18 protein-coding genes are annotated in these 20,341 nt (G+C 54.0%); 4 read left to right on the top strand and 14 right to left on the bottom strand.

Features of this window, described 5'->3' with window-relative positions:
• Positions 1 to 30: 30 nt before the first annotated feature.
• The 6 genes from nuoF to lrhA form a co-directional block, all read right to left on the bottom strand.
• Complete coding sequence (gene nuoF, locus PYW49_RS14035) at positions 31 to 1,368, bottom strand: NADH-quinone oxidoreductase subunit NuoF (RefSeq protein ID WP_134347779.1); 1,338 nt, start codon at positions 1,366 to 1,368, stop codon at positions 31 to 33.
• Positions 1,365 to 1,865, bottom strand: a complete 501-nt coding sequence (gene nuoE / locus PYW49_RS14030) for an NADH-quinone oxidoreductase subunit NuoE (protein WP_006176513.1) — start codon at positions 1,863 to 1,865, stop codon at positions 1,365 to 1,367. The genes nuoF and nuoE overlap by 4 nt, the downstream gene beginning before the upstream one ends.
• 2 nt (positions 1,866 to 1,867) lie before the next feature.
• The gene (gene nuoC / locus PYW49_RS14025) at positions 1,868 to 3,670 is read right to left on the bottom strand and encodes an NADH-quinone oxidoreductase subunit C/D (protein ID WP_134347778.1); all 1,803 of its coding nucleotides are present in this window, start codon (positions 3,668 to 3,670) and stop codon (positions 1,868 to 1,870) included.
• Positions 3,671 to 3,759: 89 nt separating this feature from the next.
• Positions 3,760 to 4,434, bottom strand: coding sequence for an NADH-quinone oxidoreductase subunit NuoB (gene nuoB, locus PYW49_RS14020; protein ID WP_003861482.1), 675 nt, complete (start codon positions 4,432 to 4,434; stop codon positions 3,760 to 3,762).
• Between the two features lie 15 nt (positions 4,435 to 4,449).
• Positions 4,450 to 4,890, bottom strand: a complete 441-nt coding sequence (gene nuoA / locus PYW49_RS14015) for an NADH-quinone oxidoreductase subunit NuoA (protein ID WP_006176516.1) — start codon at positions 4,888 to 4,890, stop codon at positions 4,450 to 4,452.
• A gap of 630 nt (positions 4,891 to 5,520) precedes the next feature.
• Positions 5,521 to 6,459: a transcriptional regulator LrhA gene (gene lrhA, locus PYW49_RS14010; protein WP_134347777.1), complete on the bottom strand. Its 939-nt coding sequence runs from the start codon at positions 6,457 to 6,459 to the stop codon at positions 5,521 to 5,523.
• A 938-nt stretch (positions 6,460 to 7,397) separates the two neighbouring features.
• On the opposite strand from lrhA, the gene alaA reads away from it, so the two are divergent.
• The gene (alaA, locus tag PYW49_RS14005; protein ID WP_008500204.1) at positions 7,398 to 8,612 is read left to right on the top strand and encodes an alanine transaminase AlaA; all 1,215 of its coding nucleotides are present in this window, start codon (positions 7,398 to 7,400) and stop codon (positions 8,610 to 8,612) included.
• A 118-nt stretch (positions 8,613 to 8,730) separates the two neighbouring features.
• Positions 8,731 to 9,330, top strand: coding sequence for a 5'-deoxynucleotidase (yfbR, locus tag PYW49_RS14000; protein ID WP_320386741.1), 600 nt, complete (start codon positions 8,731 to 8,733; stop codon positions 9,328 to 9,330).
• A 53-nt stretch (positions 9,331 to 9,383) separates the two neighbouring features.
• Here the strand turns inward: yfbR and PYW49_RS13995 are convergent, their stop codons facing one another.
• The 4 genes from PYW49_RS13995 to yfbV form a co-directional block, all read right to left on the bottom strand.
• On the bottom strand, positions 9,384 to 11,216 hold the full coding sequence (locus PYW49_RS13995) for an SLC13 family permease (protein ID WP_320386740.1): 1,833 nt from the start codon (positions 11,214 to 11,216) through the stop codon (positions 9,384 to 9,386).
• 75 nt (positions 11,217 to 11,291) lie between these two features.
• Positions 11,292 to 11,951 carry a sugar phosphatase gene (locus PYW49_RS13990; RefSeq protein ID WP_320386739.1) on the bottom strand — a complete coding sequence of 220 codons (660 nt, stop codon included), beginning with the start codon at positions 11,949 to 11,951 and terminating at the stop codon, positions 11,292 to 11,294.
• 11 nt (positions 11,952 to 11,962) lie between these two features.
• Positions 11,963 to 12,457 carry a YfbU family protein gene (locus PYW49_RS13985; RefSeq protein WP_008502874.1) on the bottom strand — a complete coding sequence of 165 codons (495 nt, stop codon included), beginning with the start codon at positions 12,455 to 12,457 and terminating at the stop codon, positions 11,963 to 11,965.
• A 91-nt stretch (positions 12,458 to 12,548) separates the two neighbouring features.
• Positions 12,549 to 13,004, bottom strand: a complete 456-nt coding sequence (yfbV, locus tag PYW49_RS13980) for a terminus macrodomain insulation protein YfbV (protein ID WP_032641969.1) — start codon at positions 13,002 to 13,004, stop codon at positions 12,549 to 12,551.
• 337 nt (positions 13,005 to 13,341) lie between these two features.
• On the opposite strand from yfbV, the gene ackA reads away from it, so the two are divergent.
• Together ackA and pta are read left to right on the top strand one after the other, a co-directional pair.
• Entirely contained in the window at positions 13,342 to 14,544 is a 1,203-nt protein-coding gene (gene ackA / locus PYW49_RS13975; RefSeq protein ID WP_134347773.1) for an acetate kinase, read from the top strand.
• A gap of 76 nt (positions 14,545 to 14,620) precedes the next feature.
• Positions 14,621 to 16,765, top strand: a complete 2,145-nt coding sequence (pta, locus tag PYW49_RS13970; RefSeq protein WP_134347772.1) for a phosphate acetyltransferase — start codon at positions 14,621 to 14,623, stop codon at positions 16,763 to 16,765.
• Positions 16,766 to 16,871: 106 nt separating this feature from the next.
• Here pta and PYW49_RS13965 read toward each other — a convergent pair whose 3' ends face one another.
• From PYW49_RS13965 to PYW49_RS13950, 4 genes are read right to left on the bottom strand one after another with little or no spacing between them, the layout of a single operon-like run.
• The gene (locus tag PYW49_RS13965; RefSeq protein ID WP_320386738.1) at positions 16,872 to 17,825 is read right to left on the bottom strand and encodes a transketolase family protein; all 954 of its coding nucleotides are present in this window, start codon (positions 17,823 to 17,825) and stop codon (positions 16,872 to 16,874) included.
• A complete protein-coding gene (locus PYW49_RS13960) occupies positions 17,818 to 18,648 on the bottom strand; it encodes a transketolase (RefSeq protein ID WP_045354309.1) in 831 nt (276 codons plus the stop codon). The genes PYW49_RS13965 and PYW49_RS13960 overlap by 8 nt, the downstream gene beginning before the upstream one ends.
• The gene (locus tag PYW49_RS13955; protein ID WP_063429128.1) at positions 18,645 to 20,036 is read right to left on the bottom strand and encodes a PTS ascorbate transporter subunit IIC; all 1,392 of its coding nucleotides are present in this window, start codon (positions 20,034 to 20,036) and stop codon (positions 18,645 to 18,647) included. Before PYW49_RS13955 ends, PYW49_RS13960 begins: the two co-directional genes overlap by 4 nt.
• Before the next feature lie 21 nt (positions 20,037 to 20,057).
• Positions 20,058 to 20,330: a PTS sugar transporter subunit IIB gene (locus PYW49_RS13950; RefSeq protein ID WP_134347769.1), complete on the bottom strand. Its 273-nt coding sequence runs from the start codon at positions 20,328 to 20,330 to the stop codon at positions 20,058 to 20,060.
• Positions 20,331 to 20,341: the final 11 nt, after the last annotated feature.

The raw sequence follows: 20,341 nt of genomic DNA, 5'->3' as shown, positions 1-20,341 counted from the left end.
GAAACCGAGCGTTAATCAAAATTCTTGTCGTTACCAGCGCGCTTTAAGCAGGTTCGGCTGAATCCCATTGATCGCATGGGTATTGCTGAACGGCTGCTTGATGCCTGCTTCGAACTCGTCGCGGAAATATTTAATCGCGCTCTGCAGAGGTTCGACGGCACCCGGTGCGTGGGCACAGAAGGTTTTACCCGGGCCTAAGAATCGACACAGTTGCTCAAGTGTCTCGATATCGCCTGGCTGACCTTCACCACGTTCGATAGCACGCAGGATCTTCACGCTCCACGGCAGACCATCACGGCACGGTGTACACCAGCCGCAGGACTCGCGAGCGAAGAACTCTTCCAGGTTACGCACCAGCGATACCATGCCGATCTCGTGGTCGACGGCCATCGCCAGCGCCGTACCCAGACGGCTGCCTGCTTTACCAATGCTTTCGAATTCCATTGGCAGGTCAAGGTGGGCTTCGGTCAGGAAGTCTGTTCCTGCCCCACCCGGCTGCCAGGCTTTGAATTTCAGGCCATCGCGCATGCCGCCGGCGTAGTCTTCAAGAATCTCGCGTGCGGTGGTACCGAACGGCAGTTCCCAGACGCCAGGATTTTTAACGCGACCGGAGAAGCCCATCAGCTTGGTACCGGCATCTTTACTTGAGGAGATGCCCTGATACCACTCCACGCCGTTGGCGAGGATAGCCGGAACGTTACACAGGGTTTCGACGTTATTTACACAGGTCGGTTTACCCCATACGCCGGAGCTTGCCGGGAACGGTGGCTTGGAACGCGGGTTCGCACGGCGACCTTCCAGGGAGTTAATCAGCGCAGTTTCTTCACCGCAGATATAACGCCCGGCACCGGTATGCACGAACAGCTCGAAGTCAAAGCCGGTGCCCAGGATGTTTTTGCCAAGCAGGCCGGCTTCGGTGGCTTCGGCAATCGCGCGACGCAGGTTTTCTGCCGCTTCGATGTACTCACCGCGCAGGAAGATGTAGCCACGGTACGCTTTCAGCGCGAACGCGGAAATCAGCATGCCTTCCACCAGCAGGTGTGGCAGCTGTTCCATCAGCAGGCGGTCTTTATAGGTGCCCGGCTCCATTTCATCAGCGTTACACAGCAGGTAACGGATGTTCATGGACTCGTCTTTTGGCATCAGGCTCCACTTCAGACCGGTGGAGAAGCCCGCACCGCCGCGCCCTTTCAGGCCAGAGTCTTTCACCGCATTAACGATGTCGTCCGGTGCCATGCCGCCGAGGGCTTTACGCGCACCGGCATAGCCGTTTTTGCTTTCGTATTCTTCAAGCCATACCGGCTGTTTGTCATCACGCAGACGCCAGGTCAGTGGATGAGTTTCAGCAGTACGAATTACAGTTTTCATTTGTACTGCTCCAGCAGGTCAGGAATCGCTTCCGGCGTCAGATGGCTGTGAGTGTCCTCATCAATCATCATGGTCGGCCCCTTGTCGCAGTTACCCAGGCAGCAGGTTGGTAGCAGAGTAAAGCGACCATCGAACGTGGTCTGGCCCGGCTTGATATTGAGTTTTTTCTCAATCGCAGCCTGAATGCCCTGATAACCGGTGATGTGACACACAACGCTGTCACAGTAGCGGATCACATGGCGGCCTACCGGCTGACGGAAGATCTGGCTGTAGAACGTGGCTACGCCTTCTACGTCACTGGCCGGGATACCCAGCACTTTTGCGATCTCATAGATCGCCCCATCCGGCACCCAACCACGCTGTTTCTGTACGATTTTCAGCGCTTCAATGGACGCCGCACGCGGGTCTTCGTAGTGGTGCATCTCGTGCTCAATGGCGGCACGTTCTGCTTCACTCAGCTCAAAAGCCTCGGTCTGTGGTTGTTGATTCTCGTGCATAATTAGCGGTCCACATCTGACATAACAAAATCGATACTACCCAGATACACAATCAGGTCAGAGACCAGACTGCCGCGGATGGCGGACGGGATCTGCTGCAGGTGCGCAAAGCTCGGCGTACGCACGCGGGTGCGGTAGCTCATGGTGCTGCCGTCGCTGGTCAGGTAGTAACTGTTAATACCCTTGGTCGCTTCAATCATCTGGAAGGATTCTTGCGCCGGCATGACCGGACCCCAGGAAACCTGCAGGAAGTGAGTGATCAGGGTTTCGATATGTTGCAGCGTGCGCTCTTTTGGCGGCGGCGTCGTCAGCGGGTGATCCGCCTTGAACGGGCCTTCCGGCATGTTGTTGAGGCACTGCTCAAGGATGCGCAGACTCTGGCGCAGCTCTTCCACTTTCAGCATCACGCGGGTGTAGCAGTCGGAAACACCGCCGCCCACCGGGACTTCAAAGTCGAAGTTCTCGTAGCCAGAGTAAGGACGGGCTTTACGCACGTCGAAATCAATACCGGTCGCACGCAGACCTGCACCGGTGGTACCCCACTCCAGCGCTTCTTTCGCGCCGTAGGCGGCAACGCCCTGGGAACGGCCTTTCAGGATGGTGTTACGCAGCGCGGCTTTCTCGTAAGACGCCAGACGTTTTGGCATCCAGTCGAGGAATTCACGCAGCAGACGGTCCCAGCCGCGCGGCAGATCGTGTGCGACACCGCCGATACGGAACCAGGCCGGGTGCATACGGAAACCGGTAATCGCTTCCACCAGATCGTAGATTTTCTGACGGTCGGTAAAGGCGAAGAAGACCGGCGTCATCGCGCCGACGTCCTGAATGAACGTAGAGATGTACAGCAGGTGGCTGTTGATACGGAACAGTTCTGACAGCATAACGCGAATCACGTTAACGCGATCCGGCGTAACGATACCCGCCAGTTTCTCAACGGCCAGCACGTATGGCATTTCGTTTACGCAGCCGCCGAGGTACTCGATACGGTCGGTATACGGAATGTAGCTGTGCCAGGACTGACGCTCGCCCATCTTCTCAGCACCACGGTGGTGGTAGCCGATGTCAGGTACGCAGTCGACAATCTCTTCGCCATCAAGCTGAAGAATAATGCGGAATGCACCGTGCGCAGACGGGTGGTTCGGACCGAGGTTGAGGAACATGAAGTCCTCGTTATCGGTACCGCGCTTCATACCCCAGTCTTCCGGTTTGAAGGTCAGCGCTTCCATCTCCAGATCCTGCTTGGCTTTGGTCAGCTCAAACGGATCGAATTCGGTCGCACGTGCCGGGTAGTCTTTACGCAGCGGGTGGCCGGTCCAGGTCTGCGGCATCATGATGCGCGTCAGATGCGGGTGGCCGTCGAAGGTCATGCCGAACATTTCCCAGGTTTCACGCTCATACCAGTTGGCGTTCGGGAAAAGTTTGACGATCGTCGGCAGATGCATGTCGTTTTCAGACAATGCCACCTTGAGCATGATATCCGTATTACGGTCTATTGAGATCAGGTGGTAGAAAACGGAAAAATCCGCAGCAGGGAGACCCTGGCGGTGGGTACGCAGACGTTCATCCATGCCGTGTAAGTCAAACAGCATGACGTAAGGTTTTGGCAATTTCTTGAGGAAATCGACCACTTCCAGTAATTGCTCACGCTTCACCCAAACAACGGGTACCCCGGTGCGGGTAGCCTGAACAGTAAAGGCATCCGGCCCAAAACGGTTGCGCAGTTCGCCAATGACTGGGTCATCGAGATGATCCCGGGTCTGCCAGGCGGCTTCTTGCGCGGTTAAGTCGGTCATATTGTTCACCATTGCAAATGGTCCGTGGTGACTGTTGAGCCTGGCTTCGCGCTATTTGAGTAGTGATATGCGAAGGTGTTCTCCAGGCCTACAGGCGCAAATTAAATTTCGTCAGGCGTACGCAGATTGGTGACGGCAATACGTTCACCACGTTTACGCTCGCGCTCAGACTGCATGTTCGCGCGATACACACCCTGATCGCCAACAACCCACGACAGTGGGCGACGTTCTTTACCGATAGACTCCTGCAGCAGCATGAGCGCCTGCATGTAAGCTTCCGGACGTGGCGGACAACCCGGGATGTACACATCCACTGGAATAAACTTATCTACGCCCTGCACGACGGAATAGATGTCGTACATACCGCCAGAGTTTGCACATGCGCCCATGGAGATAACCCATTTTGGCTCCAGCATCTGGTCATAAAGACGCTGAATAACAGGTGCCATTTTGGTAAAGCAGGTACCCGCCACCACCATCAGGTCAGCCTGACGTGGGGAAGCACGCAATACCTCTGCCCCAAAACGCGCAACGTCATGCACCGCAGTGAATGACGTCACCATTTCAACGTAGCAGCAAGAAAGGCCAAAGTTGTATGGCCAGATGGAGTTCTTACGACCCCAGTTGACCATATCGTGCATGGCATGCTCGAGCTTGCCCATGTACACGCTTTTATTGACTTCTTGCTCCAGGGGGTCGGTTACGATCTCCTGTTTTTGCAGGGGGTAACGGTCATTCTCACCGTTAGGATCTATGCGGGTGAGCGTATAATCCATCTTATTGCCTCGCTGTTACTGCTGACGATTAGAGATACTGTTTTCCGGGTTGATGTGTTCACGACGTGAACGCGCAGGCGTCCAGTCAAGCGCGCCAATACGCACCAGATAAACCAGACCGGCCAGTAGCACTAAAATGAAAATTGCGGCCTCGACAAAGCCCACCCAACCACTTTCGCGGATGGAAGTCGACCATGCGAAAAGGTAAAGCGCTTCCACGTCGAAGATGACGAAGAACATGGCTACCAGATAGAACTTGGCAGACAGGCGTAAGCGAGCGGTACCTACTGAATCAATACCTGATTCGAAAGGTGTGTTTTTGTGCCTTGCGCGGGCGCGACCGCCCAGGAACCAGCCGCCGACTAACATCAGGCAGCACAGGCCAATGGCTACAATAAGAAAGATTGCGAATGCCCAGTGATGAGCGATGACTTCTGTGGATGTTGACATACTCATTGCTTACTCATCAAAAGTGATACCAACGACACTGCTCTTGCTGGCAGATGGGCATCACATCGATTCATGGGGAGGAACAAATAACCTTACACTAACTGTCTGAAATGAGACGTAGACAGCAAAATGATGGGGTTTTTTACTCCTTTCTATAACCTATTGTCAACTTTAACAAAGGTTTCTTCACATTAAATTACATCGAGCGATTCTCATTAACATTTGGTGCCCTTTAACCCTGGTGGGTACATGACTTTCCGTCAAATGTATGTTGTTGAATCGTGTCCGTTTCGGAAGTAAAAAAAATAACCCTCCTATTTTGACAGGATTTGCCAACGATTCCTCCCCCCAAATAGGAGTATTTTCTTGATCTGAGACACGCTTTTGTTAATTCAACCTGGAATACGGCAACATCTTTCCTGTTTTTTTAACAAAGAGTGGATACGGATGATGTGAGAACGGAAAATGGACAAGTTTTAAGCAAAATAACTTAACTTCTTGATTAACATATGCAAACCAGAAAACCCACTCGACATAAACGGGTATTATTGCTAAAAAAAAGCCACTGCATGCGAAAATCACACGAGTGGCTTTTTTTTACACTTACATTTTGTTACTACAATTTTGAGCTATTGATCACTCAAAGTCACCTTCAACGATCAGGGAATCATCCCCCCCTTCGGAGGTAACGCGCTCGAACTGCCATGGGTTATGGTAGTTTTCCATCGCCTCGAATACGACTTTTGCCAACTCGTTATGACTGGTCGAGTTATGGCAGAGCAGATATTGCGTATCAGGCAACGCAGGAAGACCATCAGATTTACCCAGGACGCGCAGATCCGGGCTCATCATCTCTACCGGACGGGCCGTTACGCCAAGCCCGGCTTTCACCGCGGCACGAACCGCTGGCAATGTGGAAGCCACATACGCCAGACGCCACGGAATATTGGCCTCATTGAGCGCCGTCAGCACCATATCGCGGAAAGGGCTCGGGTCATCCAGTAACACCAGAGGAACAGGCTCCCCTTTTTGCAGCACATATTCGGCTGCGCAATACCAGTGCGTAGGCGATGTACGCAGCGTCAGGCAATCAAACTGCCCGGGACGATGCGTGGTGACCACCAGGTCGACTTTATTCTCATTTAACATCTCAACCATAAAGGCATTACGCTTTACACTCACATCCAGCGCAAGCTTCGGATAAACCGAACTAATACGATTGAGAAGAAACGGCAATATAGTATCCGCTGACTCATCAGATGCACCTAACGTTAACACCCCTTGAAGGTTGCTAAACATTAATGACATACATGCTTCATCATTAAAGCGAAGAATTTTCCTGGCATAACCCAGAAGCTGAATACCGTGTTCCGTTAAAAGCTTATTACGCCCGTGACGGGCAAAAAGCTCTTTACCAACCAGTTGCTCCAGCCGCTGCATTTGCTGGCTAACGGCGGACTGGGTTCGGCAAACGGCGGCAGCAGCAGCTGCAAAAGTGTTGAGATCGGCGACCGCAACAAACGTTCTCAGCAGATCGAGGTCGAGATTCATTATCGGACGATTTGCATTTATCATATCTATTCACTTTCAGGTTGCTCGTGCGGAGCTGCCCGGGTTGAAGCTGTGTGTGTAACAGTTAAGCAATTCCCTCTGAAGGTTCTCCCTCGCATCCCGGCCCGGCAGACTGCCTGACAGATAGTTATTGTGCTGCTTTATATCAACAGTCAGAAAGCACGTTTCATGACGTTATTTTTATTCTCTTAAACGTTCAGGATATTTAGATGTTCGCAGGTTTATGTAAATTACATTAAAGGTGTAACACCTTTTCTGCCATCTTTATCGCAGCGCTGTCAACGTAGCAGGAGATGTTCGACACATTCCAGCCAGAGATAACTCCAACAATAACAATCAATTAATTCGGAAAACCAGTCCCAGATATACAAAAAACATGCATCTGTCATCTGCTTTCCTGAAAGACATCTTAACCCAAATCCACTTTATTTATAAGTCTTATTGCAATATTGAGGATTAAAGAAGAATGTTAAGCTTATAAACTAATTTTATTAAAATTAACTAAAGTTGCATTTTATAGGTTAATAATAAATAAATTTTAATTTAGATTAAGTCCATTCATTAATGACCCTTAACATTAATTTCACATGAGTAACTTTTAACCACATCATGCTATTACAGAAAGATGTATCAAGCATTCAGGTTTTACGAAAAGTCACTCAGAGTGATTGCCACCTCTGTTCTACTCGCCACTTATTTTTTCCAGCACAATATACATAATTTCTGCAAATGAACAGCATAACTCACCTAACTCTGTTCTATGCACACAACTTTAAGGCAGTAAAAAGTTTACCCGCAGCGAAAAAGATTTATCAAAATTCCGCTACCGCCACAAAATCTTCTACTGCACACCCTTCAAAACGAAGCGAGGGGGGAGTACATTATTCCGTGCAGACTTCCACGGCAGGGAGTGGCAATAATAGCGAAAAGGTTAAAGGTTCATGTCCCCTATCGAAAAATCCAGCAAGCTAGATAACGTCTGTTATGACATCCGCGGCCCGGTTCTGAAAGAGGCTAAACGCCTTGAAGAAGAAGGCAATAAGGTTCTGAAACTCAACATTGGTAACCCTGCGCCATTTGGTTTTGAAGCGCCGGATGAAATTCTGGTTGATGTGATCCGCAACCTTCCTACCGCGCAAGGCTATTGCGATTCAAAAGGACTTTACTCCGCACGTAAAGCCATCATGCAGCATTACCAGGCTCGCGGTATGCGTGATGTTACCGTTGAAGATATTTATATCGGCAACGGTGTCTCCGAACTGATTGTGCAGGCGATGCAGGCACTGCTGAACAGCGGGGACGAAATGCTGGTTCCCGCGCCGGACTATCCGCTGTGGACGGCGGCCGTGTCACTCTCAAGCGGTAAAGCCGTGCACTATCTGTGCGACGAGTCCTCTGACTGGTTCCCGGATCTCGATGACATTCGCGCAAAAATTACGCCCCGCACGCGCGGCATCGTAATCATTAACCCGAACAACCCGACAGGCGCGGTCTATTCGAAAGAGCTGCTGATGGAGATCGTCGAGCTCGCCCGCCAGCATAACCTGATCATTTTCGCTGACGAGATTTACGACAAGATCCTGTACGACGCGGCACAGCACCACTCCATCGCCGCGCTGGCCCCGGATCTGCTGACCGTCACCTTTAACGGCCTGTCTAAAACCTACCGTGTGGCCGGTTTCCGTCAGGGCTGGATGGTCTTAAACGGTCCGAAAAAACACGCCAAAGGCTATATTGAAGGGCTGGAGATGCTGGCCTCCATGCGTTTGTGTGCCAACGTTCCGGCGCAGCACGCGATCCAGACAGCGCTCGGCGGTTATCAGAGCATTAGCGAGTTCATCGTTCCCGGTGGTCGCCTGTACGAGCAGCGTAACCGCGCGTGGGAGCTGATCAACGATATCCCGGGCGTTTCCTGCGTGAAGCCGAATGGGGCGCTGTATATGTTCCCGAAAATCGACGCGAAGCGCTTCAATATTCACGACGATCAGAAAATGGTGCTCGATTTCCTGTTGCAGGAAAAAGTGCTGCTGGTTCAGGGCACGGCGTTTAACTGGCCATGGCCGGATCACGTACGTATCGTGACGCTGCCGCGCGAAGATGACCTCGAAATGGCCATCAGCCGCTTCGGGCGATTCCTGTCCGGTTATCATCAATAACGTTGCCTTTCTGCCGGGTGGCGCTGCGCTTACCCGGCCTACAACAGCCGCAGATTTGCATCTTCCCTCCCCTCCCCGCACAATGAAGTCCTGTCGCAGTAAAGACAAAAGGTAACCTATGAGTCAGAGTCATTTCTTTGCCCACCTCTCACGCCTGAAACTCATCAACCGCTGGCCGCTGATGCGTAATGTCCGCACTGAGAATGTTTCAGAGCATAGCCTGCAGGTTGCGATGGTCGCTCACGCGCTGGCCGCCATTAAAAACCGAAAATTCAACGGACAGGTCAATGCAGAACGCATTGCTCTGCTCGCGATGTACCACGATGCGTCAGAAGTGCTGACCGGCGATCTGCCTACGCCGGTGAAATATTTCAACTCGCAGATTGCGCAGGAATATAAGGCCATTGAGAAGATTGCCCAGCAGAAGCTGATTGATATGGTGCCGGAAGAGTTGCGCGATATTTTTGAGCCGCTTATCGATGAACATCAATACACGGAAGATGAAAGGTTGCTGGTAAAACAGGCCGACGCGCTGTGTGCCTATCTGAAGTGTCTGGAAGAGCTGTCTGCGGGGAATAACGAGTTTTTACTGGCAAAAACGCGTCTGGAAAAAACGCTGGAATCTCGCCGCAGCGAAGAGATGGATTACTTTATGCAGGTGTTTGTGCCGAGCTTCCATTTATCGCTGGATGAGATTAGCCAGGATTCTCCGTTGTAATTTTTCGCCGGGTGGCGGCTTCGCCTTACCCGGCCTACGTTTCTGCACTCACGCTAAAACGGGAACAACGCCGGTATCAACACCACGCATACCAGCATCACCAGCACGGTGAACGGTACGCCCAGCTTCACAAAATCGCTGAACCGGTAGTTCCCGGGTCCCAGCACCAGGGTATTGACCGGTGAAGAGACCGGCGTCATAAACGCCGCGGAGGCCGCCATCGCCACCATCATCGCAAAGGGATACGGCGACACGCCCATAGATTTGGCCATCGCCAGCGCAATTGGTGCCATCAGTACCGCCGTCGCGGTGTTGGAGATAAACAGACCGATGGTGGCGCACATGATAAACAGACAGACCATCATCATGTACGGCCCAAACCCGCCGCCAACGTCCATTAAGCCTTTAACGATCAGATCCACCCCGCCGGTTTTTTGCAGCGCCAGGGCGAAGGGCATCATCCCGACGATGAGAATAATGCTTGGCCAGTGAATCGCTTTATAAGCACTTTCGGCGTCAATGCAGCGGAATTTACCCATTAACAGGCAGGCAATAATGGCCGCGACCGGATTGGGGATCTCGTCGGTCAGCATCAGCGCCACCATCAATACCAGGCAAAAAATCGCGTGGGGCGCCTGGCTGTGCGCCGGAGAGGCGTCGCTCTCTTCAACAGGCATATTGAGCACCACAAAATCGCGGCCCTTTTGCCCGAGCTGGCTTATCAGTTTCCAGTTGCCAACGACGAGGAAGATATCACCCAGCAGGATCGGCTCGTCCACCACAGCCCCTTCCATCGCCACGCCATCGCGCTTCAGTCCCACGACATTCAGGCCATAACGCGTCCGGAACCCCATTTCCCGCACGGTTTTACCCAACAATTCCGATTCCGGGATCAGCGACACTTCGGCCATGCCGACATCCAGCGCCTGGTCTGAGAAATACTCCCCGCGCAGTACCATCGGTTCCAGCAGCTGTTCACTGCAAAACTCTCGCAGATCCACCTCCGCGGTGGACATATCAATCAGCAGGACATCTCGCGCACGGAATTCCGACACCCCGTTGACGTTGACGATGACCCGGCGAAAACGACGCCAGCGCTCGACACCGATCACATTCGCGCCATAGCGCTCACGCAGTTTCAGGTCGTCAAGGCGCTGCCCCACCATCGGCGAGCCGGGGCGAATGGCCAGACGGCGCGCCCGCCCGGTGAGGCGGTACTCTTTAATCAGATCGCGGAAAGTGCGTCGTTTCCAGCCTTCTTTGCTTTTGTCCTGTTTTTCGCCTTTGAGGGCAAAACGGGTCAGCAGCATGTAGAACACGCCCAACACCAGAATAACCAGCCCAAGCGGGGTGACGCTGAAAAAGCTGAAGCCCTGGAATCCTTCCCGGAGAAGCTCGCTGTTGACGACCAGGTTCGGCGGCGTTGCCACCAGCGTCATCATGCCGCTGATCAAACCGGCAAAACTCAGGGGCATCATCAGGCGCGACGGCGAGCTCTGCATCCGCATGGAAACGCTCAGCACCACCGGGATAAAGATGGCGACCACGCCCGTTGAGCTCATAAACGCCCCCAGCCCGGCGACCGTCAGCATCAAATAGATCAACATTTTGGTTTCGCTGTTGCCAGCCACCTTCACCAGCCACGCCCCCATAATGGTCGCCACACCGGTGCGCACGAGGCCATCGCCGATGATAAACAAGGCGGCAATCAGGATAACGTTGGGATCGCTAAACCCGGAAAAGGCTTCCGGCAGCGTGAGCGTTCCGCTCAGCACAAACGCGACAATGACGAACAAGGCGACGGCGTCCATGCGTACCTTGCCCGTGGCAAAAAGAATGATGGCGATTAAAAGCAGGCTCAGGACCCAAATCAGTTCACCGTTCACAACATGTCCTTGTCAGTGGGAGATGAGAAATTTTGCCATAAAAAAGCCCCAGCAATGTGGGGCAATATCATGGGTTTACATTTTTAGCGAGACGGTTACAACTCCGTCAGAGGCTTTTGAAACAGCCAGTGCCGTCAGAGAACTCAGCACAAAGTCAGCCTCCTCCAGGCGGGGGGACCCAGCCGGAACGTTCACGGCGATAACGTGGCTTCCGGCGTTCAGCCCGGCCAGTACGCCAGCAGCCGCATCTTCTACTACCACACACTCTGCAGGGGCGAGGCCCAGCAGTTCAGCACCCAGTAAAAATGCATCGGGTTCGGGTTTACCACGCTTGACGCGCTCCGCAGTGATAAACACTTCCGGCTTCGGTAAACCAGCCGCCTTATGACGGGCGTGGGCGACGGGAATAGAGCCTGAGGTGACGATAGCCCACGGGATCTGCGCTTCGTTCAGATGCTCAAGCAGTTCGCGCGCCCCTGGCAATGCGGTGATGCCGTCCGTGTCAGTGGCTTCAATGTGTTCCAGGTATTTGAACTCCGCCTGAATTTCGTCCTCAGAGCGTCCGGCCAGAAAGTGCCGTAGCGAGGTAATGGCCTGTTTGCCATGGATAAAATTCAGCACCTCCTGATGGTCGATGCCATGTCTGTCAGCCCAATGACACCATGAACGCTCCACAACCGGCAGCGAATCCACCAGCGTACCGTCCAGATCAAACAGAAAACCTCTACACTGCACACGCACCTCCGTCAGGCATTAATGATTTGTTGAATTTCGTTGCTGCTTAAATGGTACTGACGCGGGCAGGCGTGCCACGCGCTCAGCATACGCTGATATTTATCCCACATTGGGGTCTGCGCGTTGAAACCGTGGGTGCCCGCGTCAAAGTGGGTATAACGCCCTTCAGTATTCACCATAAAGCGAACATAGCTCAGATAACGCGCTTCCGTTGCCGCATCAAAGCCTAAGAAGGTCACGCGGCGCTCGTCAATGGACTGCTGATCTTTGAGATTCGTCCAGGACACGTGCAGCGCGTGATACATCTCCATGATGTCGATCACGATGCGGCAGGTTTCTTCTTTCAGTTCGCCAAACTCGCGGTCCAGTTCGCGCATTTGCAAACCAAAGCCGCGTTCGACGATGGTCTGCAGGCGGCTGTAGCGCGCAGCGTTATCGGGATCAAGCATAGTCATCATCTTGTACTGGTTAGACAAAATCAGACGTTGAGCATGGGTCATTTCCATCTTTCGACTCCTGTAGCGCATTGCACTTAAAAAAAAGACACGGTAACTGATTGTTACTGTGCCTTCTTTTCGTCGTCGTTTCGATGATCAATCACAAGTCATCGAGGAATGTTTTATCCAGTTGCTTAAAAGCGCGCTTTAACGTGTCCGCCAGCGCCTGGTAATCCGGCTTACCTTCGACCGGGGCGAGCGCCTGCCCGGCCTCCTCCAGTTTTCCGCGAACTTCATAAAACCAGTGTAAAATAGAAGGTGGAAGTGGCGTGACAGAGCGTTTACCTAACCACCACAGCCCCTGCATCGGCAGGCTTAACGCGAAGAGTGCCGTTGCGACGGCAGGTCCAAGCTGCCCACCCAGCGCTATCTGCCAGCACAAAGTAAAGACAGCAACTGGCGGCATAAAGCGAATCGCATAGCGCGTGGCGCGGATGGTGCGATTCTCAATGAACATGGGCGCAAGGCGCTTTTCCATCGGCCACGTCTTTGCGTAATGCTGTCCCCGACGAAACAGACTGAAGAAATTTACGGACGGGTTCTCTGGTGTCGACATGGCTGTACCTCAACTTCACATATAAAAATTAAAATTTTCGTGCAAAACCACAACAAGCTATGACAACGTTCAAAATATTTTGTCATCTCTACCCCGTATCGGGTATCCTGTGCCAGCCTGATAGGGCCTTAGACGAGAATCATTAACTCGTCAAATTATTGCATATTATGCCATTGGCTGAAAATTGTGCAAAATGGCATAAAATCATAGTTATTTCTTCCATCATGCCACAATGTTCGTTTGGCATGATGTTAATCATAAATGTCTGAGTCATCATGCGTTACGCTGTTAGACTCACTGACGTTTTTTTAGCCACGTATCAATAATAGGTACTTCCATGTCGAGTAAGTTAGTACTGGTTCTGAACTGCGGTAGCTCCTCACTGAAATTCGCCATCATCGATGCGCTCAACGGTGACGAATACCTCTCTGGTTTGGCCGAATGTTTCCATCTGCCTGAAGCACGTATCAAGTGGAAGATGGACGGCAGCAAACAAGAAGCGGCTTTAGGTGCAGGCGCCGCTCACAGTGAAGCGCTGAACTTTATCGTTAACACTATTCTGGCACAAAAACCAGAACTGTCTGCTCAGCTGACTGCGATTGGTCACCGTATCGTCCACGGCGGCGAAAAATACACCAGCTCCGTTGTGATCGACGAATCTGTAATCCAGGGCATCAAGGACTCTGCGTCCTTCGCACCGCTGCACAACCCGGCGCACCTGATCGGTATCGCTGAAGCGCTGAAATCCTTCCCGAATCTGAAAAACAAAAACGTGGCCGTATTCGACACCGCGTTCCATCAGACCATGCCGGAAGAATCTTACCTCTATGCCCTGCCATACAGCCTGTACAAAGAACACGGCGTACGTCGTTACGGCGCGCACGGCACCAGCCACTTCTATGTGACGCAGGAAGCCGCAAAAGTTCTGAACAAGCCGGTTGAAGAACTGAACATCATCACCTGCCACCTGGGCAACGGTGGTTCTGTTTCTGCTATCCGCAACGGTAAATGTGTTGATACCTCCATGGGTCTGACCCCGCTGGAAGGTCTGGTGATGGGTACTCGTTCCGGTGACATCGACCCGGCGATCATCTTCCACCTGCACGACACCCTGGGCATGAGCGTTGACCAGATCAACAAAATGCTGACCAAAGAGTCTGGCCTGCTGGGTCTGACCGAAGTCACCAGCGACTGCCGTTACGTTGAAGACAACTACGCAGACAAAGAAGACGCTAAACGTGCAATGGACGTTTACTGCCACCGTCTGGCGAAGTACATCGGCTCTTACACTGCGCTGATGGACGGTCGTCTGGACGCGGTTATCTTCACCGGCGGTATCGGTGAGAACGCGGCAATGGTTCGTGAACTGTCCCTGGGCAAACTGGGCGTTCTGGGCTTCGACGTTGATCACGAACGTAACCTGGCTGCCCGCTTCGGCAAGTCTGGCTTCATCAACAAAGAAGGCACCCGCCCTGCTCTCGTTATCCCAACGAACGAAGAACTGGTCATCGCGCAAGACGCGCACCGCCTGACTGCCTGATTCCACACCGCCAGCAATGCTGGCGGTGCTGTTTTGTAACCCGCCACATTTGGGCGGTAACGAAAGAGGATAAACCGTGTCCCGTACTATTATGCTGATCCCTACCGGAACCAGCGTCGGCCTGACCAGCGTCAGCCTTGGCGTTATCCGTGCTATGGAACGCAAAGGCGTTCGTCTGAGCGTCTTTAAGCCAATCGCCCAGCCACGTGCCGGTGGCGATGCGCCAGACCAGACCACCTCCATCGTTCGTAAGAACTCCAATCTGCCAGCGGCTGAACCGCTGAAGATGAGCCACGTTGAATCTCTGCTGTCCAGCAACCAGAAAGACGTGCTGATGGAAGAGATCATCGCCAACTACCATGCTAACGCGCAAGACGCTGAAGTGGTGCTGGTTGAAGGCCTGGTCCCGACGCGCAAACACCAGTTTGCCCAGTCTCTGAACTTCGAAATTGCGAAAACCCTGAACGCAGAGATCGTTTTCGTGATGTCTCAGGGCACCGATACCCCAGAGCAACTGAACGAGCGTATCGAACTGACGCGCAGCAGCTTCGGCGGCGCGAAAAATACCAACATCACCGGCGTGATCGTGAACAAGCTGAACGCGCCAGTTGATGAACAGGGCCGCACTCGCCCTGACCTGTCCGAAATCTTCGACGACTCTTCCAAAGCGAAAGTTGTCAAAATTGACCCGGCTAAACTGCAGGAATCCAGCCCGCTGCCAGTACTGGGCGCGGTGCCATGGAGCTTCGATCTGATCGCCACCCGTGCAATCGACATGGCGCGTCACCTGAACGCGACCGTGGTTAACGAAGGCGACATCAACACCCGCCGCGTGAAGTCCGTGACCTTCTGTGCGCGTAGCATTCCGCACATGCTGGAACACTTCCGCGCAGGTTCCCTGTTGGTGACTTCCGCAGACCGTCCTGACGTGCTGGTTGCTGCGTGTCTGGCCGCGATGAACGGCGTGGAAATCGGTGCCATCCTGCTGACCGGTGCTTACGAAATGGACCCACGCGTCGGCAAACTGTGCGAGCGCGCATTTGCGACCGGCCTGCCGGTCTTCATGGTGAACACCAATACCTGGCAGACCTCCCTGAGCCTGCAGAGCTTCAACCTGGAAGTGCCGGTTGATGACCACGAGCGTATCGAGAAAGTTCAGGAATACGTTGCGGGTTACATCAACGCAGACTGGATCGAATCCCTGACTGCGACCTCCGAGCGCAGCCGCCGTCTGTCTCCTCCAGCATTCCGTTACCAGCTGACCGAGCTGGCGCGTAAAGCAGGCAAGCGCGTTGTTCTGCCAGAAGGCGACGAACCACGTACCGTTAAAGCAGCGGCTATCTGTGCAGAGCGCGGCATCGCGACCTGTGTGCTGCTGGGTAACCCGGATGAGATCAACCGCGTTGCGGCGTCTCAGGGCGTTGAGCTGGGCACTGGCATCGAAATCGTTGACCCTGAAGTGGTCCGCGAAAGCTACGTTGCCCGTCTGGTTGAGCTGCGTAAGAGCAAGGGCATGACCGAAGCCGTTGCGCGCGAACAGCTGGAAGACAACGTGGTGCTGGGTACGCTGATGCTGGAACAGGACGAAGTTGACGGTCTGGTTTCCGGTGCAGTTCACACCACCGCGAACACCATTCGTCCACCGCTGCAGCTGATCAAAACGGCACCGGGCAGTTCTCTGGTCTCTTCCGTCTTCTTCATGCTGCTGCCTGAACAGGTTTACGTTTACGGCGACTGTGCGATTAACCCGGATCCAACTGCAGAGCAGCTGGCTGAAATCGCTATCCAGTCTGCGGACTCCGCGATTGCCTTCGGTATCGAACCTCGCGTGGCGATGCTCTCCTACTCCACCGGTACCTCTGGTGCAGGTAGCGACGTAGAGAAAGTGCGTGAAGCGACCCGTCTGGCACAGGAAAAACGTCCTGACCTGATGATCGACGGCCCGCTGCAGTACGATGCCGCCGTTATGGCTGACGTTGCGAAATCCAAAGCGCCGAACTCTCCGGTTGCAGGTCGCGCTACCGTGTTCATCTTCCCGGATCTGAACACCGGTAACACCACCTACAAAGCGGTACAGCGTTCTGCAGACCTGATCTCCATCGGGCCAATGCTGCAGGGTATGCGCAAACCTGTGAACGATCTGTCCCGTGGTGCGCTGGTTGACGATATCGTCTACACCATCGCGCTGACCGCGATCCAGTCTTCGCAGCAGCAGCAGTAAGATAAAAAGCCCGGTGGCGCTAGCGCTTACCGGGCCTACGGTTTTGTAGGCCGGATAAGCGAAGCGCCATCCGGCAAGAAAGGCGACTACAGAGTCGCCTTTTTTATTACAACAACTCTCTCGCCGCCGACACAATGTCATGTGCCGTCAGGCCATACTCCTTCTGCAGGAACTCCTGCGTCCCCACCTGGCCGTAACGCTCTTTTACCCCCACCCGACGCATCGGTACCGGGCAGGTTTCCACCAGCACTTCCGCCACCGCCGACCCCAGCCCGTTGTGAATGCTGTGGTTTTCACAGGTCACAATCCGTCCGGTTTTCTCGGCGTAGTTCTTCACCAGCATCCGGTCGATGGGCTTCAGGGTAAACATGTCGATGACCGCCGCGCTGACGCCCTCCTGCTCCAGCTGATGCGCCGCCTCCAGCGCTTCCGCTACCATAATGCCGTTGGCAATAAGCGTAATATCACTCCCCTCGCGCAGCACGTTGCCTTTGCCGATGGTGAAGGTTGAGCCCGGCGCATACACGCTCGGCGCCTGCTTGCGGATGGTGCGCACCCAGTAGAAACCTTCCAGATCGATAAGCTGACGCAGCACGTCCTCAAACATCACCGCGTCGGTCACCTCCAGCACCACCGAGTGTGCCAGACCACGCACGATGCCCATATCCTCAAACGACATATGGGTTCCGCCGTTATGACAGGCCGTCACGCCTGCATCCGAGGCAATCACCTTTACGTTGTTGCGCTGGTAGTCCAGGGACATAAACAGCTGGTCGAAGCAGCGGCGGCTGGCAAACGCGGTGAAGGTGTGCACGAACGGCTTGCGTCCGGTAAGCGACAGCCCCGCCGCCGTGCCGATGACGTTGGCTTCCATAATGCCGCAGTTAATCACGTGCTGCGGATAATCGCGCGCGACACCATCCATCGCCATCGAGCTCATCAGGTCGGCTTCCAGAGCGATAATCTCACTGCCAGCCTCAATCTGTTTTGCCACAAAACCCGCGTAGACTTTACGCATCTCAACGGCATCTTTCTGTCGTGGCAGTGCAACCTTAATCATGTGAAGCCTCCAGTTGGCGAATCGTCTCGTTGAGGGCAGCTTTGCTCTCCGCGGTCAATCGCAGGTGGTGCGAGTTGCTGAGCTGCTCCAGGTACGGCACCCCCTGCCCTTTGATACTGTCGAGGATGACGACTAACGGACGCGCATCGGCCGCCGGGACCCGCGACGTCACTGCCAGCAGACCCGGAATGTCGTCGCCCTTCACCGTCGCCACGTCAAAGCCAAAGGCGCGGAATTTCCCCTCCAGGTCGAATGCGCTGATGATCTCATCCAGTTCGCCATCCAGCTGCTGTTTGTTCCAGTCCACGAACACCGTCAGGTTGTTCAGGCGATGGTGGGCGATAAACTGGAACGCCTCCCAGCACTGGCCTTCGTTCAGCTCGCCATCGCCAACGATGCAAAATACCCGGTTTGGCCTTCCTGCCAGCCTGTGTGACAACGCCATTCCGCCTGCGATGGAAATCCCCTGTCCCAGCGAACCGGTGGTGGCATCCACGCCGCGCGTTTTCAGGCGGTCCGGGTGGCTTGGCAGGCGCGTACCGTTCTGGTTCAGAGTGCTCAACTCTTCCACCGGGAAGTAGCCCTTGATCGCCAGCGTGCTGTAGAGCGCCGGGCCCGCATGACCTTTCGACAGGACAAAATAGTCTCGCTCTGGCCAGTCCGGGTCCGCCGGGTCGATTTTCATCACCGCGCCGTAAAGCACGGCCAGCGTTTCAACCACCGACATGCTGCCGCCGTAGTGGCCAAACCCAAGCTGCGTCAGCGATTTCAGGGTCTCAAGACGAATTTGACGCGCGAGTTCGGTTATCTCTTTCTCATTCATGATTTGGCTCCGGTGTTTTCCTGCGCGTTACCGCCCGCAGGTTTGTTTTTCGCGAAGACGTTGTACGCCACCAGCAGCGCGAACAACGCCACAACCAGCCCGGTAATGGCAAGCGGCGACAGGAAGCGCGCCAGGTTGCCGAGCACAATCCCGACGGCGCCGAAATCAGCGTCCGAGAAGGTGGTGTTGGCAAAGCCAATTGCGCCCAGTACCGGCAGCAGCAGAACCGGCAGGAAGGTGATCAGCAGGCCGTTGGCGAAGGCACCAATCATTGCCCCGCGTCGTCCGCCGGTGGCGTTACCAAACACGCCCGCCGTTGCGCCGGTGAAGAAATGCGGCACCACGCCCGGCAGGATCAGCACCCAGCTGAACTGACCGCAGATGAACAACCCTACAATTCCCCCGAGGAAGCTGAACAGGAAGCCAATCAGCACCGCGTTTGGCGCATACGGATAGACCACCGGACAGTCCAGGGCTGGACGCGCATTGGGCACCAGTTTTTCCGAAAAGCCTGTAAAGGCCGGGACGATTTCCGCCAGAATCAGGCGTACGCCCTGCAGGATGATGAACACGCCCGCCGCGAAGGTAATTGCCATGATGATGGCGTAGACAAGGTAGTTCTGACCGCCGCTGAAGGTCGCCTCAACGTACTCACGTCCGGCGCTCACCGCCATGATCAGGTAGATAATCATCATGGTCAGGGAGATAGAGATCGAGCTGTCGCGCAGGAAGCTCAGGTTCTTCGGCAGGTTCATCTCTTCGGTTGAGCGTGAGCCTTTGCCGACCTTGCTGCCAATCCAGCCGGACAGCACGTAGCCCAGCGTGCCGAAGTGGCCAAAGGCGATCTCATCGTTGCCGGTAATGCGCTTCATGTAGCGCTGCGCAATCGCCGGGAAGAAAGCCATGATAAGACCCAGGATCAGCGATCCGGTAAAGACCAACCCTACGCCCTCAAAGCCCGCTACCGTCAGGATCACGCCAATCATGCACGCCATGTAGAAGGTGTGATGTCCGGTCAGGAAGATATACTTCAGGCGGGTAAAGCGCGCGACGATAATATTCGCCACCATTCCGAAAGCCATAATCAGTGCGGTTGAAGCACCGTATTTTTCCAGTGCAATGGAAACAATCGCCTCGTTATTTGGAATAATGCCCTGAATATTAAAGGCGTGTTCAAACATACCGCCTAAAGGATTTAATGACCCGACCAGCACCGTGGCGCCGCCGCCCAGAACAATAAAGCCTAGTATGGTTTTAATGGTCCCTTTCACCACGTCGGAAAACGCTTTTTTCTGCGCAACCAGACCGATTAACGCAATTAACCCCACCAGCACCGAAGGGACTTTTAAAATATCAACAACGAAATTCAGCGTTTCAAGGATAAACATATCCACCTCGCCTTATCAGGGTTATTGTCTTTCGAACCAGGCGCGCAATTGCGCTTCAAGTTCGTTGATATCTATGATGTTGTTGATCACCACCAGCTGGGATTCCGGCACGCTGGCGCTGGCCGCAATGTCTTTTGCCATCACGAAAAGATCGGCCGCGCCCGGCGTGGCCGAGGAGAGATCGGAGTGTTCAACGTCAGCCTCAATCTCCAGCTTTTTAAGCACCTTTTTAATATTCATTTCGACCATAAAACTACTGCCCAGGCCGGAACCGCAAATAGCCATGATTTTCATTATTGTCCCCT

It is taken from the genome of Enterobacter chinensis (assembly GCF_034008295.1).
Classification (GTDB): Bacteria; Pseudomonadota; Gammaproteobacteria; order Enterobacterales; family Enterobacteriaceae; genus Enterobacter; species Enterobacter chinensis.
Note: the sequence above shows the minus strand (reverse complement) of the source record. Positions and strands in the feature narration are given on the sequence as shown.